Annotated in this window: 28 protein-coding genes and 2 pseudogenes; 11 read left to right on the top strand and 19 right to left on the bottom strand. The window is 58.0% G+C overall.

Annotated elements, in window-relative coordinates:
* Positions 1-2: 2 nt before the first annotated feature.
* Genes AC19YS_RS21570 through AC19YS_RS21550 form a run of 5 tightly spaced genes read right to left on the bottom strand, consistent with a single transcriptional unit; the run spans position 3 to position 4,786 of the window.
* Positions 3-1,892 (bottom strand): anthranilate synthase family protein, encoded by a 1,890-nt coding sequence (locus AC19YS_RS21570; protein WP_372239328.1) that lies wholly within the window; start codon positions 1,890-1,892, stop codon positions 3-5.
* 20 nt (positions 1,893-1,912) lie between these two features.
* Positions 1,913-2,536 (bottom strand): isochorismatase family protein, encoded by a 624-nt coding sequence (locus tag AC19YS_RS21565; RefSeq protein WP_106580352.1) that lies wholly within the window; start codon positions 2,534-2,536, stop codon positions 1,913-1,915.
* 15 nt (positions 2,537-2,551) lie between these two features.
* Positions 2,552-3,754 carry a 3-deoxy-7-phosphoheptulonate synthase gene (locus AC19YS_RS21560; protein WP_200625400.1) on the bottom strand — a complete coding sequence of 401 codons (1,203 nt, stop codon included), beginning with the start codon at positions 3,752-3,754 and terminating at the stop codon, positions 2,552-2,554.
* Between the two features lie 23 nt (positions 3,755-3,777).
* The gene (locus AC19YS_RS21555) at positions 3,778-4,269 is read right to left on the bottom strand and encodes a PhzA/PhzB family protein (RefSeq protein WP_500602618.1); all 492 of its coding nucleotides are present in this window, start codon (positions 4,267-4,269) and stop codon (positions 3,778-3,780) included.
* Positions 4,270-4,294: 25 nt separating this feature from the next.
* Complete coding sequence (locus AC19YS_RS21550) at positions 4,295-4,786, bottom strand: PhzA/PhzB family protein (protein ID WP_500602617.1); 492 nt, start codon at positions 4,784-4,786, stop codon at positions 4,295-4,297.
* A 431-nt stretch (positions 4,787-5,217) separates the two neighbouring features.
* On the opposite strand from AC19YS_RS21550, the gene AC19YS_RS21545 reads away from it, so the two are divergent.
* Entirely contained in the window at positions 5,218-5,943 is a 726-nt protein-coding gene (locus AC19YS_RS21545; RefSeq protein WP_339385059.1) for an autoinducer binding domain-containing protein, read from the top strand.
* A 49-nt stretch (positions 5,944-5,992) separates the two neighbouring features.
* On the opposite strand, the gene AC19YS_RS21540 is transcribed toward AC19YS_RS21545, so the two are convergent.
* Positions 5,993-6,583 carry an acyl-homoserine-lactone synthase gene (locus AC19YS_RS21540; RefSeq protein ID WP_200625403.1) on the bottom strand — a complete coding sequence of 197 codons (591 nt, stop codon included), beginning with the start codon at positions 6,581-6,583 and terminating at the stop codon, positions 5,993-5,995.
* 296 nt (positions 6,584-6,879) lie between these two features.
* On the opposite strand from AC19YS_RS21540, the gene AC19YS_RS21535 reads away from it, so the two are divergent.
* Genes AC19YS_RS21535 through AC19YS_RS21520 form a run of 4 tightly spaced genes read left to right on the top strand, consistent with a single transcriptional unit; the run spans position 6,880 to position 12,454 of the window.
* A complete protein-coding gene (locus AC19YS_RS21535; protein ID WP_500602616.1) occupies positions 6,880-9,711 on the top strand; it encodes a xanthine dehydrogenase family protein molybdopterin-binding subunit in 2,832 nt (943 codons plus the stop codon).
* On the top strand, positions 9,704-10,243 hold the full coding sequence (locus AC19YS_RS21530) for a (2Fe-2S)-binding protein (RefSeq protein ID WP_119740456.1): 540 nt from the start codon (positions 9,704-9,706) through the stop codon (positions 10,241-10,243). Before AC19YS_RS21535 ends, AC19YS_RS21530 begins: the two co-directional genes overlap by 8 nt.
* A gap of 2 nt (positions 10,244-10,245) precedes the next feature.
* Positions 10,246-11,481, top strand: coding sequence for a c-type cytochrome (locus tag AC19YS_RS21525; protein ID WP_500602615.1), 1,236 nt, complete (start codon positions 10,246-10,248; stop codon positions 11,479-11,481).
* A 1-nt stretch (position 11,482) separates the two neighbouring features.
* Positions 11,483-12,454 (top strand): XdhC family protein, encoded by a 972-nt coding sequence (locus tag AC19YS_RS21520; RefSeq protein ID WP_500602614.1) that lies wholly within the window; start codon positions 11,483-11,485, stop codon positions 12,452-12,454.
* 76 nt (positions 12,455-12,530) lie between these two features.
* Here the strand turns inward: AC19YS_RS21520 and AC19YS_RS21515 are convergent, their stop codons facing one another.
* Complete coding sequence (locus AC19YS_RS21515; protein WP_200625407.1) at positions 12,531-12,998, bottom strand: PAS domain-containing protein; 468 nt, start codon at positions 12,996-12,998, stop codon at positions 12,531-12,533.
* Between the two features lie 300 nt (positions 12,999-13,298).
* On the opposite strand from AC19YS_RS21515, the gene AC19YS_RS21510 reads away from it, so the two are divergent.
* Both AC19YS_RS21510 and AC19YS_RS21505 read left to right on the top strand, forming a co-directional pair.
* On the top strand, positions 13,299-13,547 hold the full coding sequence (locus tag AC19YS_RS21510) for a CsbD family protein (RefSeq protein ID WP_106580341.1): 249 nt from the start codon (positions 13,299-13,301) through the stop codon (positions 13,545-13,547).
* A 332-nt stretch (positions 13,548-13,879) separates the two neighbouring features.
* Complete coding sequence (locus AC19YS_RS21505; protein ID WP_500602613.1) at positions 13,880-14,461, top strand: DedA family protein; 582 nt, start codon at positions 13,880-13,882, stop codon at positions 14,459-14,461.
* A 23-nt stretch (positions 14,462-14,484) separates the two neighbouring features.
* Here AC19YS_RS21505 and AC19YS_RS21500 read toward each other — a convergent pair whose 3' ends face one another.
* From AC19YS_RS21500 to AC19YS_RS21480, 5 genes are all read right to left on the bottom strand, one after another.
* Entirely contained in the window at positions 14,485-15,195 is a 711-nt protein-coding gene (locus tag AC19YS_RS21500) for an SDR family oxidoreductase (RefSeq protein ID WP_106580339.1), read from the bottom strand.
* Positions 15,196-15,231: 36 nt separating this feature from the next.
* Positions 15,232-15,801 (bottom strand): GTP cyclohydrolase I FolE, encoded by a 570-nt coding sequence (gene folE / locus AC19YS_RS21495; RefSeq protein ID WP_106580338.1) that lies wholly within the window; start codon positions 15,799-15,801, stop codon positions 15,232-15,234.
* A 153-nt stretch (positions 15,802-15,954) separates the two neighbouring features.
* On the bottom strand, positions 15,955-16,419 hold the full coding sequence (locus AC19YS_RS21490; RefSeq protein WP_200625410.1) for a thiol-disulfide oxidoreductase DCC family protein: 465 nt from the start codon (positions 16,417-16,419) through the stop codon (positions 15,955-15,957).
* Positions 16,420-16,613: 194 nt separating this feature from the next.
* Positions 16,614-17,024, bottom strand: coding sequence for a hydroxyisourate hydrolase (gene uraH / locus AC19YS_RS21485; RefSeq protein WP_124417469.1), 411 nt, complete (start codon positions 17,022-17,024; stop codon positions 16,614-16,616).
* Between the two features lie 10 nt (positions 17,025-17,034).
* On the bottom strand, positions 17,035-17,538 hold the full coding sequence (locus tag AC19YS_RS21480; protein WP_500602610.1) for a GlcG/HbpS family heme-binding protein: 504 nt from the start codon (positions 17,536-17,538) through the stop codon (positions 17,035-17,037).
* 146 nt (positions 17,539-17,684) lie between these two features.
* On the opposite strand from AC19YS_RS21480, the gene AC19YS_RS21475 reads away from it, so the two are divergent.
* Positions 17,685-18,356 (top strand): heavy metal response regulator transcription factor, encoded by a 672-nt coding sequence (locus AC19YS_RS21475; protein WP_500602608.1) that lies wholly within the window; start codon positions 17,685-17,687, stop codon positions 18,354-18,356.
* The gene (locus AC19YS_RS21470) at positions 18,353-19,723 is read left to right on the top strand and encodes a heavy metal sensor histidine kinase (protein WP_500602690.1); all 1,371 of its coding nucleotides are present in this window, start codon (positions 18,353-18,355) and stop codon (positions 19,721-19,723) included. Before AC19YS_RS21475 ends, AC19YS_RS21470 begins: the two co-directional genes overlap by 4 nt.
* A 35-nt stretch (positions 19,724-19,758) precedes the next feature.
* Here AC19YS_RS21470 and AC19YS_RS21465 read toward each other — a convergent pair whose 3' ends face one another.
* Entirely contained in the window at positions 19,759-20,820 is a 1,062-nt protein-coding gene (locus tag AC19YS_RS21465; protein ID WP_200625413.1) for an SDR family oxidoreductase, read from the bottom strand.
* Between the two features lie 322 nt (positions 20,821-21,142).
* Entirely contained in the window at positions 21,143-21,643 is a 501-nt protein-coding gene (locus AC19YS_RS21460; protein WP_500602605.1) for a hypothetical protein, read from the bottom strand.
* A 329-nt stretch (positions 21,644-21,972) separates the two neighbouring features.
* Between AC19YS_RS21460 and AC19YS_RS21455 the strand changes: the two genes are divergently transcribed.
* Together AC19YS_RS21455 and AC19YS_RS21450 are read left to right on the top strand one after the other, a co-directional pair.
* Positions 21,973-22,527, top strand: a complete 555-nt coding sequence (locus AC19YS_RS21455) for a hypothetical protein (protein ID WP_200625414.1) — start codon at positions 21,973-21,975, stop codon at positions 22,525-22,527.
* Between the two features lie 222 nt (positions 22,528-22,749).
* Positions 22,750-22,989, top strand: coding sequence for a hypothetical protein (locus AC19YS_RS21450; protein WP_200625415.1), 240 nt, complete (start codon positions 22,750-22,752; stop codon positions 22,987-22,989).
* A gap of 55 nt (positions 22,990-23,044) precedes the next feature.
* Here the strand turns inward: AC19YS_RS21450 and AC19YS_RS21445 are convergent, their stop codons facing one another.
* The 5 genes and pseudogenes from AC19YS_RS21445 to AC19YS_RS21425 form a co-directional block, all read right to left on the bottom strand.
* Positions 23,045-23,347 carry a secretin GspD/PilQ domain-containing protein gene (locus AC19YS_RS21445; RefSeq protein WP_442793545.1) on the bottom strand — a complete coding sequence of 101 codons (303 nt, stop codon included), beginning with the start codon at positions 23,345-23,347 and terminating at the stop codon, positions 23,045-23,047.
* 16 nt (positions 23,348-23,363) lie between these two features.
* Positions 23,364-23,602 (bottom strand): annotated as a pseudogene (locus AC19YS_RS21440) (DNA-binding protein); the annotation flags it as partial.
* 628 nt (positions 23,603-24,230) lie between these two features.
* Positions 24,231-24,668, bottom strand: coding sequence for a hypothetical protein (locus AC19YS_RS21435; protein WP_200625417.1), 438 nt, complete (start codon positions 24,666-24,668; stop codon positions 24,231-24,233).
* Between the two features lie 89 nt (positions 24,669-24,757).
* Complete coding sequence (locus tag AC19YS_RS21430; RefSeq protein WP_200625418.1) at positions 24,758-25,006, bottom strand: hypothetical protein; 249 nt, start codon at positions 25,004-25,006, stop codon at positions 24,758-24,760.
* Positions 25,007-25,366: 360 nt separating this feature from the next.
* Positions 25,367-25,489, bottom strand: a pseudogene (locus AC19YS_RS21425) (ubiquinol oxidase subunit II); the annotation flags it as partial.
* Between the last annotated feature and the right edge of the window lie 137 nt (positions 25,490-25,626).

Genomic DNA, 25,626 nt, shown 5'->3' with positions numbered 1-25,626 from the left:
GGTTATCTCCCGGCGGCCGATATATTGCTGTCGACAGGCGTGTGAATGAGGGCGTGACGCAGCAGGTCGGCGATGATGCGCGGGCCTTCCTGGGTCAGCAGCGACTCGGCATGAAACTGCATCGAGGCAAACGATGGCCCACGCAGGGCATGCACCTCGCCGGTCTCGCTGTCGCGACTGATTTCGACGGTGCCGATGCCGTTGATGTCCAGGCGGTCACTGGCACTCTGTGCGGCGAAGGTGTTGTAGAAACCCACCCGCTCAGCGTTGCCGAACAGGTCAATCTGTTTTTGCACGCCCTGATTGGGAATGGCCTTGCGTTGCAGCTCCAGGCCCAGGCACAGGCTCAACACCTGATGGCTCAGGCACACCGCGAGGAATGGCCGCTGCTGGCTGAGCAAGGAACGGATGGCCACGTGCAGATGGTCGATTTTCGGCAGCTGAACATCACTCGGGTTGCCGGGGCCTGGGCCCATGATCACCAGGTCGTAACCGTCGAAACTGTATTCATCGCTGAAGCTGCACACCGTCACTATCAGGCCCAGGGCCCGCAGCTGCTTGGCGATCATCGAGGTGAAGGTGTCTTCGGCATCGACGATCAGCACCTGGCGCCCGCTGAAATCGGCCTGGGTCTGTTGGCGCTGCTGGCTGTCCATCAACCAGAAGTCCGAGACGTAGGCATTGCGGCTGGCCAGCGCTGCGCGGACCTGCAGGTGGCTGCCAAAGCGCGAGGGCGCCTGGTTTTTCAAGGCCGCTATCAGGCCGGCGGCCTTGGCGCGGCTTTCGGCGGCTTCGGTCATGGGCTCGGAATGACGCACGATGGTCGAGCCCACGCTGATGCGTACCTGGCCGCTGTTATCGATGTCGGCGGTGCGAATCAGGATGGCCGAGTCCAGGGACCGTCCACCTTTGCCATCGCTGCCGATCAGCGCGGCCATGCCGCTGTAGTACGCGCGGCCTTGCGGTTCATAGCGCTGGATGACCCGACAGGCGCTTTCCAGCGGGCTGCCGGTGACGGTCGGGGCGAACAGGGTTTCGCGCAGGATGTCGCGAACGTCGCGTCGGGTCTTGCCCTCAATGAAGTATTCGGTGTGGGCCAGATGCGTCATCTCCTTGAGGTAAGGACCGAGAACGTGGCCGCCGTCGTCACAAATGCGCGCCATCATTTTCAGCTCTTCATCGACCACCATGTACAGCTCATCGGCTTCCTTGCGGTCGGCCAAAAAGGCCATGACGTCCGTCAGACAGGGCCCCGCGGGCGGGTAACGGTAGGTGCCGCTGATGGGGTTCATCACCGCCAGCCCATCCTTGACGCTGATGTGCCGCTCGGGCGAGGCGCCCACGAAGGTGCGGCTGCCGGTGTGAATGATGAAGGTCCAGTAAACACCTTTCTCGCGCTCCAGCAGATGGCGAAAGAATGACAGCGCGCTGGCGGGGCCGTACTCGCTGATTTCCGCCATAAAGGTGCGTTTGATCACGAAGTTGGCGCCTTCCCCTGAGCCGATTTCGTTGGCGATCACCTGGCTGACGATCTCGGCATAGCGGGCGTCGCTGAGGTCGAAGCGTTCGCCGTTGAGCTGGATCGGCACGTCTGGCAGCAATCCCAGCAACTGTTCAATGCCGATGGATTGTTGCTCGGTAATGTTCATCGCCAGCAGCGGCGACTCATCGTCCACCGCCTCAAAGCCGCGTTCGGCAATCTGGCGGTAAGGAATCAGCGTCAGTACATCCAGGCGCGGGGCACCGATTGAGGGGGCAGGCAAGTCGATATCGGCCAGGACCTGCGGCTGCGACATCTGCCCAATCAGCACGTCCAGCAGCCCCGGGCCGCTGGATTCGGGACGATACAACAGGGCAAACGGCTCGGGCACCGGCTGCAGAATGCGTTCCATGAGGCAGGCGGCAGCTTGGCTCATAGCACCACCTCGTCGGTGGTGATGACCATGGCGCAACGGCTGGCGGCGTATTCGATCGCCATCCAGTGGTGCGCCTTGCTGAAGTCCGCGATCGCGTCGGCAACGAGGAACGGCTGGATATCGTTGGAGTAGGCATCCACGGTAGAAATCAGTACCCCGACATGGGCATACACCCCGCACAGGATCAACTGATCGCGCCCGTTGGCGTGCATGCGCTCCAGCAGGTCGGAGTTGAAGAACGCACTGTAGCGCCACTTGGTCAGCAGCCAGTCACCCGGCTTGGGCGTCAGCGCGTCGACCACCTCGCGGTCGGCGGGGCTGGCCTTCATGCCAGGGCCCCAGAAATCCTTGAGCAGCCCGCGCTGTGCCTCGCTCATGCTGCCTGGCTGGGCGGTGTAAGCCACCGGCACGTCGTGGTCGACAGCCCACTGGCGAATGCGCGCGGAATTCGCCACGACGGCTTCACGCAGGGCATCGGGCAAGGGCCGCAGGAAGTAACGCTGCATGTCGTGCACCAACAGCACGGCGCGTTCGGGGTCGACGCGCCATTGCGCGAGGTTGACGGGCAGGTCGCGGGCAGTAGGCAGGGCGTACGGGGCAATCGATGGAATGCCAGTCATGGCGACAAACTCCAGTCAAAGGTAGGCAAGGGTGGAGGAGGGCAGGTTTTTCCAGGCCATCACTGCAGTGATGGCTTGCCAAGGGGTCAGGCGTGGGTCGCACAGGCTTTTGTAGTGGCTGGCCACCTGGCTCAGGCCGGCGGCATCGGAGGCGCACTCGCTGACGTCATCAGGGGTGGTTTCCAGGTGCAGGCCGGCAGCCACGCCACCGGCCGAGGTCACGGCATGTTTGAAGGCGGTGATTTCCTCGGTGATGGTCTGCACCATGCGGGTCTTGTTGCCGCAGGGCGCGACGATGGTGTTGCCGTGCATCGGGTCGCTGAGCCAGATGATCTTGTGCCCGGCGTGGCGCACCGCTTCAACCAGTGGCGGCAGGCGATCAGCGACTTTGTGGGCTCCCATGCGCGCAATCAGGGTCAGGCGGCCGGGCTCGCGCCTTGGGTCCAGGCGCTCGCACAGGCTCAATAACTGGTCCTGGGTGATGTCCGGGCCGACCTTGCAGGCCACCGGGTTGAGCACTTCGCTGAGCAGTGCCACGTGAGCACCCGTCAACTGACGGGTACGCTCGCCGATCCACGGCCAGTGGGTTGAGCCGAGAAACACCCGGCCCTGTTCGTCCTTGCGCACTTGCGGCAATTCGTAGTCGAGCACCAGCATTTCGTGGCTGGTCCAGGCGGGAGAGCCGCTCAGCTGTTCCTTGCTGGCGGGTTCTTTCCAGCCCAGGTGATGCATGATGTCCTGGGCCGCGCGATAGCCTCGTACCAGGCGTTGTGCATCATGCTGGCGATGGTTGCAGACCGCTTCGCGGCCGTTGACCATGTCACCGCGATACACCGGCAACTCGACATCGCCGATGCGCTCGCTGTTGTTGGAACGCGGCTTGGCGAACTGCCCGGCAATCCGCCCGACGCGCACCACCGGTTGCTGCGTCACCAGCCGGAACGCACCGGCCAGGATGTCCAGCACCGCGGCCTTGCGGGCCACATGGCTGGGAGCACTTTCATCCATGTCCTCGGCGCAGTCTCCGGACTGGATGATCATCGCTTCGCCCGCCGCCACCCTGGCCAAGGTGGCACGCAGCACCAGGATGTCTTCGACGCGAATCAGTGATGCGCTGTCCCTGAGGTAGGCCTGCGCGTCATGCAATTGTGAGGGCTCGCTCCATTGAGGCTGCTGGAACGCTTCACAACTTAGAACCCGTTTCAGTAAGTCTTCCATGATGCGATTACTCTCCCAAAGGATTAAGTAGGAATGCCTTCACGCTTGATCTGCGGCACGGGGATGCCCAAGGCGCGCAGTTGTTGAAAGACGTTCATGAACTCGCGATTGCGTTTTACTTTGCCGTCTTCCAGTTCGAAGGAGTGCAGGAAGTGGTTCTCGTAATACCCTTCGGGATAACCTGGAAAGAGGATCTTGCCGTGGCCATCGCACTCGACCCAAAAATGGTTGGGGTCGTCGGTTTCAAATACGTTGACGTTGTACCATTCCCAATCCGGGAAGCACTTGAGTGACCAAACAGCATGTTCGGCCAACTTGGCCTTGCCACTGATTACAATCGGCGCGCCGGTGTCTGTGGTCCATAAGCCACCCGAACCGTCCTCGGTAAACAGTTCATGGCGGCGCAGGCGATCCTGGCCATGGGTGCGCATATATTGCTCGACTGTGGCGCGGTTCTTGCGGCGAAGTTCGCTTATGTCGTGAGCGGTTAGTTGTCGCGCTGCATGAGTAGGCATGTTCACTCTCCAATAATGAAAGGGTTTATGAGGCGGGGATACCTTCACGCTTGATGCTTGGCACCGGAATGCCCAAGGCGCGCAGTTGTTCGAAGGGGTTCATGAATTCACGGTTTTGCTTGATCTTGCCGTTGTCCAATTCGAAAGAATGGATGTAATGATTTTCGCAATAACCTTCCGGATAGCCGGGAACCAGGGTTTTGCCACGGCCATCACTTTCGACCCAGAAGTGGTTGGGGTTGTCGGTTTCAAACACCCGCACGTTGTGAAACTGCCAGTCTGGGAAGCACTGCTCGAGCCACACGCCAAGGGCGGCAAGTTTCGCGTGGCCCTTGAATACCAAGGGTTTACCGGTTTCGGTGTTCCACGAACCGCCGCTGCCATCCGGGGTGAACAGTTCATGCCGACGCAGGCGATCTTTGCCATGAGTGCGCATATACTGTTCCACGGTGGCGCGGTTTTTTCGGCGAAGTTCAAGCTGATCATTAAAGCCACTGGCGCAAAGCGAAACCGACATGAGCCATGTTCTCCTTAATTTGATTAACGTTTTTGAAAATCAAGTAAATATTTAGTTAATAACGCACGTCAGCATTGACAGGTTTTAACTGTGGAGGGTGAGAGCGTGCTGAGGCGTGTTGTTTATACACCTGCACTTCTCGCGGCAGGAACTACCAGATCTTGTAGCGGCGGGTGCGTGAATGGGTTGGATGCAAATCCATCGGAGGGTGTGTTGCACTATTATGAATCAACCGGCTCGTTCGTCGGCCAAACCGTACCGATGGCCCGCTAACATCGCCAGGCTATCAATGGCCTATGGCTAGTTAGTTCGTTAGGCACAATAAACCCTTCGCTATTGCGAAGCGGTCTATAACCTTCGAACATTGTGTATTGACATGAGTTCAGGTTCGTCTAGTCTCACGACTCGTTTCCAACTCGAGTGGTGTTCAAATGGAATTAGGACAGCTGTTGGGATGGGATGCTTATTTTTACAGTATCTTTGCGCAAACTATGAACATGCAGGAGTTTACGGCTGTTGCATTGAGGGCCTTACGTGAACTGCAGTTTGATTTTTTCGCCTATGGCATGTGCAGCGCAACCCCGTTCATGCGGCCCAAAACGTATATGTACAGTAATTATCCCAAGGATTGGATAGCGCGATACCAGGCAGCGAACTACGCGGCGATTGACCCCACGGTGAAACACAGCAAAGTCTCGTCCGCCCCCATCTTGTGGAGCAATGCGCTATTCAAGGGGTGCCCTGAGCTGTGGTCTGAGGCCAACGATTCGAGTCTGTGCCATGGCCTGGCGCAACCTTCGTTCAACACCCAGGGCCGGGTAGGGGTGTTGAGCATTGCACGCAAGGACAACGTCATCAGCCCTCAGGAGTTCGAAGCCTTGAAGCCGGTGACCAAAGCGTTTGCCGCTGCGGCCCACCAGAAAATTTCTGAGCTGGAGAATGACGCTCGTGTGTTCAACACGGATGTCGAGTTCAGCGAACGGGAGTGTGATGTGCTGCGCTGGACCGCGGACGGCAAAACCTCCGAGGAAATTGGCGTGATCATGGGCGTGTGCACCGACACCGTGAATTACCATCACCGCAATATCCAACGCAAAATCGGCGCCAGCAACCGTGTGCAGGCGGTGTCTTACGCGGTGGCGCTGGGGTATATCTGAGGTTCATCAACTGCTGCCGAGCCATCCCAAAAGGATGACTCGGCCGGTATCAAGCGGTGTCTTTCAACAGTGCGCCGGGCATGAAGGCTGAAGGCGGGCGGACGCACCGGTGGTGTTCACGGTGAGCCGAGAGTTTGATCGCGAGGATTTTTTCGTCCTGGTGCACGGTGACCGGTCCCAGTCGTTCGTAGTTGACCCCGTTGATTTTGTAATAGCGCTCCATCGTGCTGTTGACGATGCCGACAATGAAATCGGCGCCTGCCAGGCTGGCGGTCTTCAGGCTTCTCCAGAACAACGGCATGGCCAATTGCGGCTCGCGGGTGGTGAAGCGTGTCATTTCCCAGATGGCAGGATCCTTGGGCGGCGTGCCAGCGCAGGTATGGCTGAAAACACCCTCCAGCAGGTTTGGGAATGGGGTGGGTATCAGACGCGCGCAGCCGACAATGGCGCGGTGCTCGCTGAACGCCAAGAGGTAGCGCGCATGCTCGGTGTCGTATTGATCCCATTCACAACCCGCCTGGTGCGGATGGCCAGGCAGCCGCCAGCCGAGTTTCTCGACAAATTGCTCGTGCCGAAAGCGGCCTAGCCTGAGTTTGAGCTCGTCGCTCATTGCGCTCAGCGTGTGCTCTTCCATGTGCATGGTCCGGAGCTCCTTGGGGGTGGGGGTGAGTGCGGTTTTTATAGAGGACTTGCACAGGCTTGGCACCTACAAGATCTTGTAGGTGGCGTTGGCATGCGGTTCGCAGATTTGATTCTTCGGTCAATTTTTTGTAACAGCTTGTTTGCGGCTGACGCATAAACCTATAAAGTTAACCTTTCGGTCAGCTTTGCACTGCCACGTACAGCCTTTTGTTCCGGCAAAAGCGCTTCTGCCAGACCCGAGATCCCCAGAACATAACCATAAGGGCGGACCTATAACCGCCCAGAGGATGATCCATGTCCAACCGTGATATCTCCCGGCGCTCGTTCCTTCAGGGCGGGCTGGTGGCGGGTGTGAGCGTGACGCTTACACCGCTCAGCACCCAGGCGCTGGCTGCGTTGATGGAAAACAGCGTGACCGTGCCGTCCGAGCAATGGCTCGGCAACAATGGCAAGGCGCGCTCGCGTAACGACGCCTTGTCCAAGGTCTGCGGCAGCAAAGTCTTTGCCCGCGACATCCGTTCCAAGGACATGCCGGGCTGGCCGCAGCAACAGGGCCACGCCCTGTTGCTGAAGACCACCAAGGCCGATCGCATCTACGCCGGCTACGATCTGTCGTGGCTTGGCGCCGACCTGCAACCTGACCGCATCGTGACGGCCGCCGACCTGGACAAAGACGGTATTGTCTTCCCGGAAGAGCACGCGCCGGATCCGCTGTTGCCCGAAGGCCAGGTGCCAATGTTCATCGGTCACCCCGTGGCGATCCTGATCTGGAACGACTTCGAGCGTTTCCGCCAGGCCAAGGCCAAGCTCAAATTCAATGACAAAGCGATCCGTTACGGCGCCTCAGCGCCGTACTACGAACGTGACCCGTATGGCAGCTTCCGCTATGTACGCGTCGGCGGTGCGACCTCGGCGGACGAAGATGAATTCGCCAGCCTCAAGGATTCGATCCTGTTCCCGATGCTGAAAAACCGTCGTCCGGTGTGGAATTCCCAGCCGGACCTGCACGGCAACCTCACCGAGCGCGGGCTGTTTTACGCCGACCGGATGAAGCAGCAAATCGACGCGCCGCCCGACCACTGGCTGGTGTTTGACGAGCGCTACAAAACCCCGTCCATTGAGCCGGCCGCGATGGAGCCGGACAACGGCAACGGCTGGTACGACCCGGCCACCAGGACTTTGCACTTTGTCGTCGCCACCCAGTGCCCGCTGGAAGCGGCCACCGAAACCGCGAAGATGATTGCGCCATCGCGCTTCGGCCTGGCGAATCTGCACATGCACCCGGGCTACACCGTCGGTTACGGCTCCAAGGACCACAACATTTTTGTCTACTACGCAGCCCTCGCCGCGTTGTACGGCGCGGGTGTGCCGGTGCGCCTGGCCAACGACCGCTATGAGCAGTTCCAGAGCGGCATCAAGCGTCACCCGTTCGATATCCGCTACCAATTGGCGGTGGACAAAAACGATCACAGCTTCCAGATTTTCCGCGCCGAGATGAACGTCGATGGCGGCGGGCGCATCAACTACAGCCCTTCGGTGGCCGCGGTTGGCGCCACGGCAGCGCAGTCGATCTACTACATGCCGCAGAACGATTTGCAGGTCACGGCCTACCATTCCCGCGCGGTTGAAGCGGGTTCGATGCGCGGTTACGGCACCCTGCAAAGCATGGCGTCGACCGAGATGATGGTCGACGAAATCGCCGGCCGTCTCGGCATCGACGCCATCGACCTGCGCCAGAAAAACGCCATGCTGTCGGGCATGAAAAACACCCAGGGCGCGGTGCCGGCCGGCGCATTGCGCTTGCACGAGATTCTCGACAAGGCGGCTGCCCATGACGTGTGGAAAAATCGCGACCTGATCAAAAAGACACGCGAAGCCGCTGACCCGGATCACTGGTATGGCGTCGGCTTTGCCATCTGCCAAAAAGACTTCGGCACCGGTTCCGAGGCGCCGATGGCCAGCATCGAATTCACCGCTGAAGGGCACGTGACGTTGCGCCATATCGGCATTGAAATCGGCACCGGCATGTCCACCTCGCAAGCCCTGGTGGTGGCCGATTTCATCGGCATTCCGGCCACGCAAGTGAAGACCGGCGAAACCGAATGGAAAGAGTTGCAACTGACCACGGGTGGCAACCCGTACACCATGAGCCAGGCCGAACAGGATGGTTTCCTGCGCAACCCGCGTTGGGTCGGCAAACTGGCGTCGGCCTCGTCGGCGACCAACTCCGCGTACTACTTCAGCCACGCCACCCGTGAAGCCTCACGGGTGCTGTTCAACCACGGCTTGTGGCCGGCAGCGTTGCAGATCTGGGGCCAAGGCCCTTACGGCGGCCAGGCCAACCCATACGTGGTGCGCCGCGAAGATGCGCATTGGGTCGACGGCAAACTCACCGCCAACGGCATGCAGCCGCTGAGTTTTGAGCAGTTGGCCAGGTACGCGCACGAAAAGGGCCTGGTGACCGGCGCTACTGTGCACGGCTTCAACCGCTGGAGCTGGGCCGAGGCCGAGTACAGCATCGACGGCGTGCGCGAGCGTCTGCCCCTGGATGCTTTGGCGGTGAAGTACGGCGACGGCGCGCCGAAGGCGAAACTGGCACAGATGACCAGCAACGGTTTCCATCTGCTGGATCGCCAGAACGTCCACTACCCGGACACCCAGTTGAATAACGCGGCGGTGACTTACTACAGCCCGGTTGCGACGCTGGTGGAGTTGAAAGTGAACAAGGGCTCCGCCGAAGTGCAAGTGCTCAACCACCACTCGTGGGTCGAGTGCGGTCGGGTGCTGGTGGAAGAGCTGGTCAAGGGGCAGCTCGAAGGCGGGATCGCCATGGGCATCGGCCATGCGTTGATGGAAGAGATGCCGCTGTACGAAGGCGGGCCGGGGGAGGGTGACTGGAATTTCAACCGTTACCGCTTGCCGATGGCCCGACACGTTGCTGTGTGGAACCAGACGGCTGAAATCCTGCCGCCGTTGTCGCCGAGCGACCCGTCCAAGGGCATCGCAGAAGTGGTGATGATCCCGATCGTCGGCGCTATCGGTAACGCCGTGGCCCACGCCATCGGCAAACGTGTCCGCGACCTGCCTATCACTTCTGCGCGCATCAAGGAGGCCCTCAATGGCTAACCGTCCGTTTCAACTGACCCTCAACGGTCAATCCGTCGGCCCGGTGGACATCCCTGATGACCTGCCGATGATCGACTACCTGCACGAATACAAAAACCTCACCGGTTCGCGGCTCGGCTGCGGCCAGGGCATTTGCCACGCCTGCGTGGTGATCGTCGACAACCCGGACGGCACCAGCGAAGAAGTGCGCACCTGCATCACCGGCGCCCACTATTTCGAAGGCAAAAAAGTGCGGACCATCGAGGGGCACGCGACCCGCGATGAGCAGGGCAACGTCACTCAACTGAACCCGATCCAGCAGCGTTTCGTCGACGAATTCGCCTTCCAGTGCAGCTATTGCGCGCCAGGTTTCGTCAATGCCGCGACCCTACTGGTCGAGAAGCTGCAGCGTCAGCCCATCGCTAAAAGCCAGCTGGAAAAAGTCATCGAGGACAGCCTCGGTCACCACATCTGCCGCTGCACCGGCTACGTGCGTTACTACAACGCGACCCGCAACGTGCTGACCGATCTCGGCCTGGTCAAGGAGGGTTAAGCATGAAGCATCTACTTTCCCGCCTGGCATTGGCGGTTGGTCTGGCTGCGCCGGCGTTGTTGGCGCACGCGGACGATCAAGTGAAACGCGGCGAATACCTTGCCCGCGCCGCTGACTGCATGGCCTGCCACACCGCACCGGGCGGCGCGCCGTTTGCGGGCGGCCTGCCGATTGTGTCGCCGTTCGGCACCATCTACGGCACCAACATCACCCCGAGCAAAGCGCACGGCATTGGTTTGTACAACGATGACGAATTCTTCGCCGCGCTGACCGAAGGCAAACGCCGCGATGGTGCGAACCTGTACCCGGCAATGCCGTACACCTCATATCACCTGATGCCGCGCGCAGATTCGGATGCGATCCATGCGTACCTGAAAACCATCGAGCCGATTGAACGTGCCGCGCCGGTCACTCGCCTGAGTTTCCCGTTCAACGTGCGTCTGGGCCTGATGGGCTGGAACCTGCTCTACGGCAAAGACGTGAAACTCGCGCCAACCGAGGGCAAAAGCGAAACTTTCAAGCGGGGTGAATACCTGGTCGAAGTGCTCGGGCACTGCGGCGAATGCCACACCCCACGCGGGTTGCCCGGCGCCATGCAGCAGGACAAACGCCTGACCGGCGGCCTGCTCAACGGCTACTTGGCACCGAGCCTGTTGGCCACTGACCTGGCCGCTCGCGGCTGGAATCAACAAGACCTGAGCACCTTCCTCAAGCACGGCATGGGCGCCCAGGGCACGATGTTCAACGAGATGTTCCCAGTGTTCCACAACAGCACCCAGGGCCTCAGTGACACGGACCTGGCGGCGATGGCCACCTATCTGCTCGGCGATCCAGCCCCGGCCGCCAAAGTGCTGAGCGAGGTGCCACTCGACAACATGAGCCCAAGCGCCCAACGCGGTCGTCAGGATTACCTGAACGTGTGCGCCGGTTGCCACGCGCCGAACGGCGAGGGCAAGCCGCACATCGCGGTGGCCATGCGCGGCAACACCACGTTGCGCCTGGAAGATCCGCGCAACCTGTTGCGGGTGATCGAAGACGGCATCGGCGAGCAGACATTCACCGGCTTTGAACGCATGCAACCGATGCCCGGCTTTGCCGACAAGCTCACTCCGGCACAGCTGACCGATTTGCTCAATTATTTGCGCCAGGGTTGGGGCGGTCAGTCGAGTGAGCTGGCGGTCAGCGACGTGCAGAAGCTTCAGGCCGATGCACCGCCAGCCGAGCACAAGGCGCACTGACATGCAGCATCTGGATCTGCAAGTCATTCGCCGGGCGCTGGAATGGTCGACGGCCGGCCAGCCGGTTTGGCTGTGCACGGTGCTCGCCACCTACGGCTCGGCGCCCCGTGCGCCGGGCTCGTTGCTGGCAGTGAACGTGAGCGGGCAATGGATCGGCTCGCTGTCGGGTGGCTGCGTTGAGGAAGACTTTCTTGAGCGAGTGGCCGAAGGCGCGTTTGAGCAGGCGGTCAACGTCGTTCGTTACGGCGAAGGCGAGGACCCGCGCTCGCGCGTGAGCCTGCCGTGTGGCGGCGTGCTCGATGTGCTGGTGGAGAAGCTTGCGCCGGACTGCGCGGTTCAGGCGCATCTGCGCGAGCTGGAGTGCGCGTTGGTGGGCCAGCGCCGACTAATTCGCGAAGTCGACCTGGCCAGCGGTGCGCGCCGCGTGTGTGCAGACAGCGAGCAGGGCGCGCGCATTGAGCGCGAGATCGACCGGGTCCGTGTGCGGGTCGGCGCGGCGCAGCGTTTGCTGCTGGCGGGCTATTCCAGTGTCGCCCAGGCCTGCGCCGAGTTTGCCGTGGGCCTGGGGTTTGAGGTGATTCTGTGCGACCCACGCGACGAGGTGCTCGAAGGCGTGGTGCTGCACAACGTCGAAATCCGCCGCCAGCTGCCGTCGGTGGTCATCGCTGACGGCGGCTGCCACAACGACACTGCGGTGGTCGCGTTGACTCATGATCCGCGTATTGATGATCTGGCGATGATGGAGGCGGTGCGCACCGACGCGTTTTACATCGGTGTAATGGGTTCGATGCGCACGTCACAAAAGCGCTTCGAGCGCTTGCGGCGGATTGGCGGGTTGGACGAGGCCCAATTGGCACGCATCCATGCGCCGATCGGTTTGAACCTGGGCAGCAAGACTCCGGCGGAAATCGCGTTGGCGGTGCTGGCCGATATTCTTCGTACGCGCAGCGGCATCGCGCGGGATCGACTCTGACCCGCCTGTGATCGGCGCTTTCAAAGGTATCGGCGCGGTGATTGCCAAGTAATGGGCCCAGGATGCCGACCGCGCATTACCTGGGCTTGCCCGGTAACAGCCTGTGCAATTGAGCCAGTTGAGCTTCCAGGCTGGCAACCTGCGCCTCAAGTTCGCGCACGCGTTCGCTGGCCGCGACTTCGGCGCTGACATCCTTCTGGATGCCAATGTAATAGGTGAGCTGATCTGCCCGGTTAAATACGGGAGTAATCGATAGCTCGTTCCAGAAGGCACTGCCGTCCTTACGGTAGTTGCGAATGATTTGCCGGCAGGGCTGACGCGACTTTATCGCCTCGCGGATCACGACCAAACCCGCCTGGTCTCGGTCGTCACCCTGCAGGAAGCGGCAGTCCTGGTACAGCGTTTCGTCAGCGTTATAGCCCGTAAGGCGCATAAAGGCGGGGTTGGCGTAGATCAGGATATGCTCATCGCCTTCCTGCTCCGCAATGACAATGCCATCTTCCGAGGTTTCAACCATCAGTTTCAGCAGTTCTGCGTCGATCATCTTCAGAGCCCCGGCGAATTTCACATCATTCTAGGACAACTTGAGGGTCAAGCGCGTTTCGGAATAATTGAACGTATCCCTGTGATCGACCGAAGCATGGCCGACGGTTCGCTGTGACGGTGCTTATTACAGCGTCTCTTTTTATGGGCGTCGCAGACGAGGTGCACATAAAAAGTGGAACTCCGACTCTTCACCACCGGTCAACTTTTCTGTCCACATCCCCTGGCTGCGATGGTGTTGAACGTGGCGCCATCGCAGTGGGCTTATTTAAGCGTCCCACTGACACGAAGGTTTATGAATATGAAGAGTGAACAGGTAGAAGGTGTTGCAGAGAAACTGGCCGGCAAGGCGCAGAGCGCGGTCGGGAAGCTGATGGGTGATTCGAAGCTGGAAGCTGAAGGCGCTGGACGTCAAGCTGCGGGCCAGCTGACCCAGACCTATGGCGATGCACTCGACAGCGTGTCTACGTTCGTCAAGGAAAAACCGGTTGCTGCATTGGCCATTGGCGCAGTAGCCCTGCTTGTGCTGGACCGTCTCTTGCGCCGCTAAGCCGCAAGGAGAGGGCTTGTGTCGCTTTCCCTCGCACTGCCCAGGGCGTCTACCTCGACAGTGCGAGGACCTAAGCCTGTATGTCTACTTATTGGTAAGGCACAGCGCAATGGACACGCCAAGCACGCTGGATCAACTGGCTAGCACCGACCTTAGGTCAATCAAAGAATTATGGCTCGGCGGGACGCATACCCATCTCGCCAAGGCGTCAAACGTGACGGCTAAAGCATTGGCGTGAATCGATCGAGGAACCGATCTGTTTATGCCCATTAACGCTGGGTCGAATACATGCAATGATTCCGCCATTGCCCCCACCGCATCCGGGAATGCCCATGTTCGAACATCTCGACCTCAACGCGCTGATTGCCGTCTACGGCTACTGGGTCATCCTCGTGGGCTGCCTGCTGGAAGGCGAAACAGTTTTGCTCCTCGGCGGTATGGCTGCACACCAGGGCACTCTGCAATGGCTGCATGTGATCGGCTGGGCTACCCTGGGCGGCATACTCGGCGATCAGTTACTGTTCTGGACCGGACGTTATTCCGGGAGCCGCCTGCTGCCCAAACTCAAGCGTCACCAGTCTGCCATCCAACGGGTGGAGCGCCTTATCCATCGCTACCCGATGACGTCTGTATTCGCTGTGCGCTTTCTCTACGGAATGCGCTTAGTGGGCCCTATGGTGATAGGTGCAAGCGGTCTTGCCCCTTGGCGTTTCGCGCTGATTAATATGCTGAGTGCGGCGATCTGGGCCACCCTGTTCGTCAGCGCCGGCTATTGGGCTGGCGAAGCATTGCAGCATTTCTTTGGCGACCTGCGACCGTATCGCCTGCCGATCTTCATCGGGGTGGTAGCCCTTGTGAGCCTTGCGGCGCTGGTGCGGTATTTGCGCAGCCGAACCAAGGGGTTGCACCGCTGAGGCATTGGCATAGACCTGCGTACCTACCAGGGAAGGCGCTCTCCGTTATAAGCGAAGAAATTGCCGCTGTCGGCAGGCTCCAGTCGGTCGATCAGCGACAGTAATTCATAGGCGGCCACGTTTGCCGGCCTGGCGGCAGACGCGCCTCGAAAGGGTTGCGACAGCGCTGATACAACTGTGCCCGGATGAAGGCTCAGCAGTCGGCTCTGAGGTCGCGTTCTTGCCAGTTCGATGGCCGCCGTTTTAATCAGCATGTTCAGGGCTGCCTTAGAGGCGCGATAGGCATACCAGCCGCCCAAGCGGTTATCGCCGATGCTACCTACCTTGGCAGAGAGCATCGCCATCGCGCCGCGAGGGTCAAGCAAGGGTAAAAAGTGGCGCAAAACCAGCGCAGGCCCGATGGTGTTGACTTGAAATACCGACTGCAACGCATCTGCATCTATCGCGGAATAACTTTTCTCAGGCTTTATTTTGTCGCGATGGAGCAGACCTGCGGCATGCAAGATCAACTGATACGGTGCTTGCTCAGTCAATTCGGCTGCGGCGCTGGCGATACTGTCGGCATTCTCCAGGTCAAGGAATGGAACACTGTTGCGCCCTAACTCATGAACATGCGCGCACCGTGGGTCCTGGTTAAGCAACTCACAAAAAGCCGAGCCCAGCGCCCCGCTGGCGCCTATCACGAGGGCACGATAGCCCTCACCCAGGGAATTCATCGTGAAGGAAGTGTTCATCCAGGCTCTCCTGCGTTCTGATGCGATGTGTTGGTGTTAGCCCCGTCGCCCTATCAGTTGCAGGAACTCCTGACGTGTCGCAGAGGACTCGCGAAAGGCGCCCAGCATTACCGATGAGGTCATCACCGAATTTTGTTTCTCCACACCCCGCATCATCATGCACATGTGCTTCGCCTCAATGACCACGGCCACGCCGGCGGCATCGGTGATGTGCTGGATGGCGTCGGCAATTTGTTTGGTAAGGTTTTCCTGGATCTGTAGGCGACGGGCGAACATGTCCACCACTCGGGCCACCTTCGAGAGGCCCAGCACCCTTCCGGTGGGGATGTACGCTACATGCGCCTTGCCGATGAAGGGCAGCATGTGATGCTCACACAATGAGTACAGCTCGATGTCGCGCACGATGACCATTTCATCGTTTTGCGATTCGAACAATGCGCCATTGATCACATCCTCCAGACTCATCGTGTAGCCATTGCACAGGTACTGCATCGCGTTGGCTGCACGCTTGGGTGTGTCCAGCAGTCCTTCACGTTCAGGGTTCTCGCCCACGCCGACGAGAATTTCACGGTAATGTGCGGCGAGTGATGGGGTCGATGCGTTCATCTTGATTCCTCGCAGCCTTGCTGCGCTTTCTGTGACGGCAATCCTTGGCAGTGGGGAGTATCTGCTGCGCACGATCTGAGGCGTACACCCTAGGACTTGCCAGGTCAGCCATGACCCTGGCTCTTCGTCGGGCCCATGACCAAGCAAAGCGTTCTAGGTGTGCTTTTTTTTCGATGTGGACTGCTCGTCTGAGTCGGGGTTGGAAGCAGGCACCGCGCAACGGCTATCGACGCAGCGGCGCCCACCGTCTGGGTGGGGCAACCACGCCAAATGGGGACGTAAGCGGCAGAAAAGCCGATAGCCGAACTCGAGCAATGGGCGCAGGGCCCGCCACGTCAGTGGTGTTGCCCAAAAACCCAGGCCTGCGGCTCGCCAGCTCCATAGCGTGGCATCCAGGCCTGTTACCCAGCGTCCATCAGCGAAACGGGCGTGCAGCGAGGACTGCATGTGCTCGAATGTGAACCCGAGTGCCTGGGCGTCGAATGCACGGCTGCTGATGTCCACAAACAGCAGTCGATCCTTTACGGCATGGCCGCGCAGTAGCTTGATTTCGCGCGCACACAGAGGGCATTCACCGTCAAAATACAGCGTCAGCGGCCAATTCACTTTCTTGTACATGGGCCATGCTCTTGTATAGGTTTTGTACAAGATAGGCTGAAAGAAACAGACTGACAATGGGCACTCTGTTTTTGCTGTACTGAGCGTGGCCAACGGTGCGATACAGGTACGGACACGATATTGATGCAAACTCATTAAGCAAAAAGGCCGCCCATGAGTTCTGGGGCGGCCTTGTCTCTATGTCTGGTCGACGCTCAATTGCCTCTGTAGGTAGAGAAACCATAGGGGCTGAGCAGTAATGGGATGTGGTAGTGCGAAAGCGTACCGTCTACCTCAAAAATGACCGGTACCTCCGGAAAGAAACTGGCAACTTTGTGCGCTTTGAACCATTCCCCGGTTTTAAACGTGACGCGGTAGGTGCCTTTCTCCAGCGCCTGACCCTCGGGGTACAACCCGGGAATACGCCCTTGCTCATTTGTCGCGGCGCTGTTGAGCATGTTCCAGTGGTTGCCGTCCTGTTTTTCCAGCGTGACATTGACGCCAGGGGAGGGCAGACCATCTTGTAAGTTGAGCACATGCACGCTGAGCGGGTTTCCTGCCGCCAGCGCCAGTGACGATACGACACTCAATACAAGGCCCGCGAAGCATGTTTTTAATCCAGTCATGATGATGTCCTTAGTTTTTGACGGTAGGTAGGATTTTGTCGATAGCGGCCAATGCGCACCCTTCATCGTTTGCGGCACCACCGGCACCGGCCACTCCGATCGCGCCAATGACTTGCCCTTCAAACAGCAACGGCACGCCGCCGCCCAGCAGCAATAGCTCATTCAGGGTGTTGAGGTTTTCTGCATCGGGGGTACTGCGGGCCCGCTCTGCCAATAGTCGCGTTGGCGTCTTGGTCGACAGGGCGGTGTAGGCCTTGCGTTGGGCGGCTAATGTGTTGTGTGGGCCCACGTTATCGTCACGCTGCAGGGCGACCAAATTGCCCCCACGGTCGACAATGGCAGCAACACTTGTACGGCCATCGGCATGGCAGGCTGTCAGCGCGGCGTTGAGCAAATCATTGGCCATTGCCAGTGATACGTCGTTACGCTGCAGCACTTGATCCTGGGCTGCAACGGCGAGCGCTGAGTTCATGGCGAGTGACATCAGCAATGAGGTCGATAGGCTTATACGCATGCTTTGTCCTTTGTGTGGTCTGGCTGAGTCATAGCCAGGCATGATGCCCCGTGCACTCCGTCAAAATGGTTGCCTGATGATTACCAAGATGTAATGTGCCAAAACGCTCGGGCGCGCTAGCCTATGCTCCAGTTCCGGAGGAAAAGATGCGTATCCTGGTCGTAGAAGATGAAGCGAAAACAGCGGATTACCTGCACAAAGCCCTGACTGAATCGGGCTACGTGGTGGAAGTCGCCCTGGATGGCCTGGGGGGCCAGTATCTGGCGCAGGAAAGTGAGTTCGACTTGATCATCCTGGACGTCATGCTGCCGGGCCTGGACGGATGGCAATTGCTGCAGATTATTCGGCGCAAGTGGCAAACCCCGGTGCTTTTTCTGACGGCCAGGGACTCTGTGGAGGATCGGGTCAAGGGGCTTGAGGCAGGGGCCGATGATTACCTGGTCAAACCTTTTTCCTATGCCGAGTTGTTGGCGCGCGTACGTACCTTGCTGCGCAGGGGGCCGCCACGTGAGGTCGAGCAGTTCCTGGTTGCAGACCTGAGCCTGGATCTGTTGCGGCGTAAAGTGACGCGCGGAGGAGAGCGCCTCACCCTGACCAACAAGGAGTTTGCCCTGTTGCACCTGCTGGTCAGCCGTGAAGGGGAGGTGCTATCGCGCTCGTTGATTGCTTCGCAGATCTGGCAGATGAACTTTGACAGTGATACCAATGTGGTCGACGTCGCCATCCGGCGACTGCGCGCCAAGGTTGACGATCCTTACCCGCTCAAGTTGATACAGACAGTGCGTGGCATCGGTTACATGCTTGAGGTGCAATCCTGAAACTGTTTCCGCGCGCCCTGAGCTTGCGCCTGGCGGTCATGTTCGCGTTAGTCAGCGCGCTGCTGCTGGGCTCCATTGGGTTTTACCTTTATCAGTCGTTACAGCGAGAAATCGCGTGGCGCGATGACCAGGCCCTGCTCGGGCGCCTGGAGCGCATGCAGGCGCTGATCAACGACAGTGTCAGCGTCGAGCAACTCAGAAACCGGCCCAAGCTATACGAAAATATGCTGGGCAATCGCGACAACCTGCTGTGGATCATCGATGACACAGGCCAGGTGCTGATCGAAATCAACCCCGTCAGCATGAGCTTGCCCACGTTACCGGCTGCAGCCCAGGCTCAATTGGGTGACGGTGACACTTCGGTGCCGGTGCGGCTTGCCTGGCAGCATGTCATGCAGGGTAATCGCGGCTTGACCCTGATTGCTGGCAAGTTGTTGAGCGAGCGCGAGCAAATGCTGGGGGCTTACCGATTCAAGCTGTGGCTCGCGATGTCGGTCGGCGCGCTGCTGGCTTTTGTACTCGGCGGGTGGGTCAGTCAGCGAGGGTTACGACCTGTGCGCCTGCTGGCCAAGCGCGCTGCCGCCATTGATGCACACCATCTGCATCTGCGGCTGGATGAGTTCAACGAATTTAGTGAACTGCAAGTGCTCAGCCAGGCGCTTAATCAAATGCTCGCACGCCTCGAAGAGGGGTTCGCCCAGCTATCACGGTTCTCAGAGGATCTCGCCCATGAGATGCGAACTCCGCTCACTAACCTGATGGGGCATACCCAACAATCCCTGAGGCATGGTCGTTCAATTGAGGACTATCAGAACCTGCTGGTTTCCAATCAGGAAGAATATGAGCGTCTGGCACGAATGATCGACAGCATGCTGTTTCTCGCTCGTAACGAACAGTCGCATGCGTCGGTCAGTGATGAACTCATCAACCTGCACGATCTAGTCGAGCAACTGTGTGAGTATTTTGAAGGCGTGGCGCAAGAGCGTGACGTCACGCTGATCAATCAGGCCCATGACCACTTGCGTGCCGATCCGGCCTTGGTCCGTCGAGCATTGGCTAACTTGCTGTCCAACGCGCTGCGTTATGGCGCTACTGCCAGCGCGGTGACGATTGGCAGTGTGGCGCGGGAGGACAGGATCGAAGTCACCGTGCACAACCAAGGCCCGCCGATTTCAGCGCAACATTTACCCCGGCTGTTTGAGCGCTTCTACCGGTGCGACCCGTCACGTAATCAGCCGGACGATTCTGGTGGCTTGGGGTTAGCAATCGTGCGCTCAATTATGCAATTGCATGGCGGGCGCGTAACCGTTGAGAGCACTGGTACGGGTACGCGCTTTTGCTTGGTGTTTCTGCTACAGAATGCTTGAGCGAATGCCCTTGAGCCTAGCCGTTGTGGCACGACCTAGGGTATCAAGCGCATCTCGCGGAGTTTGTCGAACACATCGAAAAAGGCTTGATCGCTCGCTTGGTAGGCGGTGAAGCCCATTGCACGGCTCTTCGACATATCAGTGACGACTTCGATGGGTCGACCAAGGTCTGCATCGGTGTGCCAGGGGGATATCAGGCGACCAATATCGGCTTCTTTCAAGCCGTGCTCCGCCACTATTTGCGTCCACACGGCTTGGTCGTCAGCCATTTGCTTCTCGAGAGGTGAAAGTGCGGCGGGATAATCGGCAGCAGGCAGGTCGAAGTATTCGGCAATTCGGCTCCACATCCACTTCCAGCGAAACACATCGCCATTAGTGACATTGAAAGCCTGGTTGGCCGCCGCCGGCGTAGTGGCCGCCCACAGTTGTTGTTTCGCCAACTGCCGTGCATCCGTCATATCGGTGAGGCTGTCCCACTGCACGCTTGATCCCGGAAATACAAAAGGGCGCCTGGTTTGTTTGCAAATCGAGGCGTAGACGGCGAGGGTGGTTGCCATATTCATCGCGTTGCCGACGGCAACGCCGGTCACGGTATGCGGGCGGTGAACGCTCCAGGTGAAGCCGTCCTTTTCGGCAGCGGCGAAAAGTTCGTCCTCTTGGGCGTAATAGAAATTCTCCACATTCAGACGCCCCTGATCCTCGCGGAACGGTGTTTGCGGGAGGCTGCCTTTACCATAGGCTTCGAAAGGCCCGAGGTAGTGTTTCAGGCCAGTAACCAGTGCTACGTGCTTAACGCTCCTGGCTGGTCGAATAGCGGCCAGCACGTTGCGTACCATGGCGGCATTAACGCGGATGTTTTCGGCTTCGGTGGCTTGCCGTGACCATGTGGTGATGAACACATGAGTAGGTTTCAGGTCCGCAAGCGCACGTTCCAGCGAAGCGGGATCTTGGAGGTCTGCGGCGATGGGGATCACACCTTGCGATTGCGACGGGCGCCTCGATAGCGCGGCGACCTGCCAATGGTTGTCGATTAATAACTGAGTGATGGCGCTGCCGACAATGCCGCTGGCGCCGACGACCAAAGCTGTTTGGCTCATGAGTTCCTCCTAGATTTAGAGTTGGGAGTTCACCCGAGCAGCAGAGGTTCAACCTGAACCGGATCCGTATGGGCGTGTGCCGTAAGCGGATGTCGAACACACTTAACTAACTATTGAATGCTCTGACCTAGGCGAACACTGAATATTGAGGGGCAGGGCGCAAGCTATTTGCACCTGGACACTGGCGGTAACGAGCACGTGGGTTTCATCGTGAATGCCGACCGCGTGGACATCATGATTGCGATGGCTAAAGAGATCGGCATTGAGGTGAGGCTTGAGGCATTTCTAATGCGAGGCGTGGTGCCGATTGGTTGTTCAGCCTCTACATCGGCTGCACTTTCAGGCTCCATCCGAGGCTACTGGCGCACGGAGCCAACCACTGGCGTAGCTGTAGATTTGCGGCCAAGGTCTCGGGGTCAATCAGGCGCGCGCCGATATCTGCATGCGGCAAGAAACTTACCTCAAGGCTGCGCTCCAGCGATCCGATCAATTGCGGAAAGTCGATGATTCTCGACAGGCGTGGCCACGCCACAAGCTTTCGATAACGCAATTGCTGAGACTCAATTCGCAGGTCGTCCTTGGGGCGCCATTGAGCCAGGAACAGCTCGTCGTGCCGTTCCAGCTCGACCCGCCAGCCTCCTAAGGAAGGAACGAGTAACCGGAGCTTCAGGCTCTCAGGTCTCAATTTATTGCGCTTGTAAAACCAATGCTCGATGGGCTCGTTGCTCAGCGTGATGGAGATGGCGCTGTAGTCGGGCATGTCGCCCAGACCGAGCATTGCGAACCATTGCGCATTCTCTGATGGGATGAGCGTTGCGGGCATGCTGGATCGTCCTTGATAGGTAGTGCAGAGCTTACGGCTTGAGATAGAGGACTTGCCGCTGTTGTTGGCGCCCACCTGGAATGTTGTCTCGGTGGCTAGGTCGATTCTGACGGACTTTATATGACATAGCACATCGTTTAACATAATATACATTATGCGAACCGTCCTATGCGGGTCTGGGGGGCTCTGCTGGTCAGATTTCAAGCCAGGCTCAACCCTCGATCACCGTCTCCAGCTCGTACAGGCTCGGCTTGGCGATGCTTTCTCCGCATGCTTGAATGCCGGCCTTTAGCAACGCTGTTGCTTCCACTCGGCGCCGGAGAAACGGAATGTGGCTTTGTACAGACTGGAAAATTGATTGGAACGCAATCAGCGCCGTGGCTACTGCCGCAGCCGCACTCATCGCATTATCCGTTTGGCTTTACGACAAGCATCAACGGAGGCTCGAACGCAAGGCCAGTGCTAGGCTTCTAGCTCAGATCATGACGACACTTGTTGGAGCTGCTCATGTCCAGATTTCTAAATTCAAAAGCGATCTTTTTCCAACTGGCAGTGATCCCCTGATCGGCAGTTTGCTGCAGGACAAAAATGCGCGAAAGCAGCTGGTCGAAAAGGCATCAGCAATTACGATTGAGCTTCCATCCCAGTTTTTGGACAAAGCTGATTTCTTCAGTGAGGCTGTCAGCAGCACCCTGGCAAACGCATTTTCTGAAGTAAATCGCTTAAAACAATTCGTCGGCTTATTCGGTGACCTGTCAGATAAAGAGCTGCAAGATGTGATTGACCTTCACTTAATGACGGTTCTCAACCAAATCAAAACGGCTGAGGCGGCGGCTGAAGCTGCCTTTCAGGCTCTTTTAATGGTTGGACGAACCAGCCGGTAATCTTGCCTCCCCTCCCCCTGATATGCATCTTAATTATAACTAAACTAAATAGTTCTTTAGTTTAGTTATAACAAGATGCTCAGCTTTTCACGGTGAAAGCCGATTGAGCGCCAGAAGGATCGTTCAGAAATTTAGCTGCTAAATCGACAACGTGTCGAGCCCGAACTAAGTCGAATCAAGCCCGTGCTAGCATCCAATGAAGCACAGCTAAAGGCAGCAATGATGAGCCAACAAAGCCAGCCGGAAAGTAGTTTCGCTGAAATCTTGGACGGCAAGAAGAAACGCCGCGAGGCGTTAATGCTTGCTGTTAGCGTCGCGGCGCCGTCTGACATTGAAGGCCCGTCCCAACTCCTAAAAGAAGTGATGCGAAAACCAGACGACGAAAAGCGCCGTCAACGCATCCCTCCTCCCCTATTTACCCCTATGAATGTACCCGTAGGAGTGGTCAAGTCCTCGCGCTGACGCGCTGCGGGCATGTCCGCTCCTACGGGTTCTGACTACGTGAAGCACCCTGCCCTCACATCCTCATCATCTGGATAACCAATAAGATTTCCGACTTGCTCGACTCAGTAACCCTGGAACGGAAAATAGACGGCAGGAAAGATAGGCCAGTTTGCGTTTCTGAGGTTTTTTCCTCGGTCAATCCATCCAAAATGAGGACCTCGGCGTTACGCATCTGCACGTTTGTCGTCAATTGCCGCTTGGTCAAAGTCGGGCTTCCATTTACACCGGTAGTGGTCTGAACGAAGTCGGAAAGCTGCTGATCAATAGTGAGATCGACAACAGCCTGGCGCACCTGGGGGGTGATGGTAAAAATCACCCCAGACCATCGTATGTTGTCGAGCAAGTGCTGCGTCCTGACGAGCCTTGTCCTCCACGACCGCGACTCGCTCGCGCTCGGCGGCCAAGACCTTACGCTGTTCGGACAACGCCTGCTCAGCAACGCCCTGAGCCAGACGGATCGCCTGTTGCCACACGGCGACAAAGGCCTGCGACCCCCCCCCGCCGGCAATGTCGGCAGGCGAACCTCCCCACTCAGCCTTTCGGTCAGCCTCGCCCACCATTGATCGAGCAAACAGTCCTCGGAAGCAATTCTTGATTTGGAACGTGAAGTAATCGTGAGAAATGACGCATTTTACACGGGACCAACGAATTGCTTCCGAGCCTTGAGCGCACATCTGGCCAAAATGTCGTAGTAGTCGAGCATGTCCACATGATGTGCGCTCCGACGGTCAGCGGTCGACGTGAATGGGCTCTTGAGAAGCTTGAGAGCATCGTTGTCTTTCAGGGGGGCGCAACTAACGCAAACGCGGTTGTTTACCGTACCTCCATCGCAAGCTACAAGATCGGCGACCCAGATTTGCGGAAAAAAAGAGCTCACGAGTTTTGTATTCGCCTCAGCATCTCCAAAACCACACACCATCGCGTGAGCTGAAAAGGTTCCAGGGCAATAGCCGGAGCTTCTACGGTCCTCTATGGCGGGAGTAGCCGATTCTAAGGTTGGGACTCGGGAAGGTTAGGAAGAGGCTATGAGGTCCCGCATTACCTCGAAGAATTCGACGCTCAATAGACCAGTCACATGATCGAAACGAATCTATGTGTCTTAACGCGTCGAACCATAGCCTCATACCCGGATAAAACGCTACCTTGGAAGATCCGATTGATCAGCACCACGCCTCAGTTGGTATGCGGTCAGTAGCCAGCTACTTCACTACTGATGAATCCTTTGCGATTACAGCGGCATGAATGGCTTCGGTCATCGTGTTATTGACCTCAATGAGGCGCTGCATCTCATCCTGAATTTTCAAAAGTGCTTCAGCGTCCTTATAGGTCTGCAGCGCTTGCTTGTCTGAGGCGGCGGCCGCTACTTTTTGGCCCACCATGATGACGGAGAGCAAGACTAACTGTAGAAATGTCTGGGCAATCCAGGCAATCAGCGTCGAGATCCCCCCCTCGATGGCTGAGGGTAAGCTGATAAGGGCAATCACCCCAAAAATGTAGGCACACCACATGGTGCCAACCGCATTGGTGATGAGCAGAGCGATGCGCCCATTTAGTCCCAATTGCTCTTGTGACGTCAGGTGCGGTCCTGTTTTTTCGCGCTCCTTAATTCGTAGAAGTGAAAGGCGTTCGAATTGCATATTTAACCTCCAATAGACATTCAGCGATGTACGATTGATGAAACCCACTACAGAGATTGGTAGCTAATTACCTTGGCAGCTAGCCCGAATTATCGGCGCAGGAGGTTCGCCCTACGATCCGCAGCCTCTTGCGCTTCTTTAAATGCCTGATCGTAACTTCCCCAGTGATCACCTTCTACAAAAGCCATGAGGTGAGGCTCTACATGTGACCTTACCAAAGTCAACGTTGACCCGACAGGGATATCGAGTGGTGGGCTCCAACTGAAACCAATCTGCACGATGACACCCTTTTTAGTCTTGTACTCAACGGGATGCGATTTATCAATGCGTACCGACATTTGTCTGTCCTCGATCCAGCGCTAGGCGTGAGTAACAACTAGTAGCTGAAATTCAGTAAAAGATTCGGCGCTAACGTCAGTGCCGGATCTTTACCCTGTAAAACTGACCTTCAATGGGTGGTCATACCAGCCATATGCACCATCCAGCGAAAACTGCAATCACACTGGCTAGCCAAATAGCGACCAGCCACGACACCCGCTTGTACTAGGGTCCAAGTTGGCAGAAGGCTCCATGGACCAACTCCATCATTAGTGCTGTTGCGGCTGCCAGCATGATCAGCGATCCTAAATACAGTAGGCTTAACCGCGCCACCTGCTTGTAAAAAGGTAAGTTTTTTTCAGCAGCTTGATGTGGCGCTATTAATGGGAGCCATCGCCGATCCTCACTTTCCCGCGGAACACGAAGTAGCTCCAGCAGTTGTGCATCAAGATGATCGGCAGGATGAATAAGGTGCCAATCAGGATGAACAACTGGCTGGAAGGCGCGATGCATCGTAACCGTCTGGCCAACTCACCTCTCAGCACACAGACCAGCTCAGACAAGAACGGGTGGAAAACAAAGCCTTGCCCGCAGGTATACCCATTGAATAAGCCTGTATCTGACGTAGCTCATGCGGAGC

This window comes from Pseudomonas sp. MF08831, from assembly GCF_059862645.1.
The sequence above is the reverse complement of the archived record's forward strand: the minus strand, read 5'-3'. Positions and strand labels throughout refer to the sequence as shown.

What these genes read in the sequence shown, in the direction of transcription:
- AC19YS_RS21570 (WP_372239328.1), bottom strand. Translation starts at nt 1,892, where the DNA reads ATGGAACGCATTCTGCAGCCGGTGCCCGAGCCGTTTGCCCTGTTGTAT.
- AC19YS_RS21450 (WP_200625415.1), top strand. Translation starts at nt 22,750, where the DNA reads ATGAGCCAACAAAGCCAGCCGGAAAGTAGTTTCGCTGAAATCTTGGAC.
- folE (WP_106580338.1), bottom strand. Translation starts at nt 15,801, where the DNA reads ATGAACGCATCGACCCCATCACTCGCCGCACATTACCGTGAAATTCTC.
- AC19YS_RS21510 (WP_106580341.1), top strand. Translation starts at nt 13,299, where the DNA reads ATGAAGAGTGAACAGGTAGAAGGTGTTGCAGAGAAACTGGCCGGCAAG.
- uraH (WP_124417469.1), bottom strand. Translation starts at nt 17,024, where the DNA reads ATGACTGGATTAAAAACATGCTTCGCGGGCCTTGTATTGAGTGTCGTA.
- AC19YS_RS21530 (WP_119740456.1), top strand. Translation starts at nt 9,704, where the DNA reads ATGGCTAACCGTCCGTTTCAACTGACCCTCAACGGTCAATCCGTCGGC.
- AC19YS_RS21465 (WP_200625413.1), bottom strand. Translation starts at nt 20,820, where the DNA reads ATGAGCCAAACAGCTTTGGTCGTCGGCGCCAGCGGCATTGTCGGCAGC.
- AC19YS_RS21475 (WP_500602608.1), top strand. Translation starts at nt 17,685, where the DNA reads ATGCGTATCCTGGTCGTAGAAGATGAAGCGAAAACAGCGGATTACCTG.
- AC19YS_RS21525 (WP_500602615.1), top strand. Translation starts at nt 10,246, where the DNA reads ATGAAGCATCTACTTTCCCGCCTGGCATTGGCGGTTGGTCTGGCTGCG.
- AC19YS_RS21500 (WP_106580339.1), bottom strand. Translation starts at nt 15,195, where the DNA reads ATGAACACTTCCTTCACGATGAATTCCCTGGGTGAGGGCTATCGTGCC.
- AC19YS_RS21555 (WP_500602618.1), bottom strand. Translation starts at nt 4,269, where the DNA reads ATGCCTACTCATGCAGCGCGACAACTAACCGCTCACGACATAAGCGAA.
- AC19YS_RS21540 (WP_200625403.1), bottom strand. Translation starts at nt 6,583, where the DNA reads ATGCACATGGAAGAGCACACGCTGAGCGCAATGAGCGACGAGCTCAAA.
- AC19YS_RS21435 (WP_200625417.1), bottom strand. Translation starts at nt 24,668, where the DNA reads ATGCAATTCGAACGCCTTTCACTTCTACGAATTAAGGAGCGCGAAAAA.
- AC19YS_RS21550 (WP_500602617.1), bottom strand. Translation starts at nt 4,786, where the DNA reads ATGTCGGTTTCGCTTTGCGCCAGTGGCTTTAATGATCAGCTTGAACTT.
- AC19YS_RS21535 (WP_500602616.1), top strand. Translation starts at nt 6,880, where the DNA reads ATGTCCAACCGTGATATCTCCCGGCGCTCGTTCCTTCAGGGCGGGCTG.
- AC19YS_RS21545 (WP_339385059.1), top strand. Translation starts at nt 5,218, where the DNA reads ATGGAATTAGGACAGCTGTTGGGATGGGATGCTTATTTTTACAGTATC.
- AC19YS_RS21455 (WP_200625414.1), top strand. Translation starts at nt 21,973, where the DNA reads ATGTGGCTTTGTACAGACTGGAAAATTGATTGGAACGCAATCAGCGCC.
- AC19YS_RS21480 (WP_500602610.1), bottom strand. Translation starts at nt 17,538, where the DNA reads ATGCGTATAAGCCTATCGACCTCATTGCTGATGTCACTCGCCATGAAC.
- AC19YS_RS21565 (WP_106580352.1), bottom strand. Translation starts at nt 2,536, where the DNA reads ATGACTGGCATTCCATCGATTGCCCCGTACGCCCTGCCTACTGCCCGC.
- AC19YS_RS21505 (WP_500602613.1), top strand. Translation starts at nt 13,880, where the DNA reads ATGTTCGAACATCTCGACCTCAACGCGCTGATTGCCGTCTACGGCTAC.
- AC19YS_RS21520 (WP_500602614.1), top strand. Translation starts at nt 11,483, where the DNA reads ATGCAGCATCTGGATCTGCAAGTCATTCGCCGGGCGCTGGAATGGTCG.
- AC19YS_RS21460 (WP_500602605.1), bottom strand. Translation starts at nt 21,643, where the DNA reads ATGCCCGCAACGCTCATCCCATCAGAGAATGCGCAATGGTTCGCAATG.
- AC19YS_RS21430 (WP_200625418.1), bottom strand. Translation starts at nt 25,006, where the DNA reads ATGTCGGTACGCATTGATAAATCGCATCCCGTTGAGTACAAGACTAAA.
- AC19YS_RS21560 (WP_200625400.1), bottom strand. Translation starts at nt 3,754, where the DNA reads ATGGAAGACTTACTGAAACGGGTTCTAAGTTGTGAAGCGTTCCAGCAG.
- AC19YS_RS21515 (WP_200625407.1), bottom strand. Translation starts at nt 12,998, where the DNA reads ATGATCGACGCAGAACTGCTGAAACTGATGGTTGAAACCTCGGAAGAT.
- AC19YS_RS21490 (WP_200625410.1), bottom strand. Translation starts at nt 16,419, where the DNA reads ATGTACAAGAAAGTGAATTGGCCGCTGACGCTGTATTTTGACGGTGAA.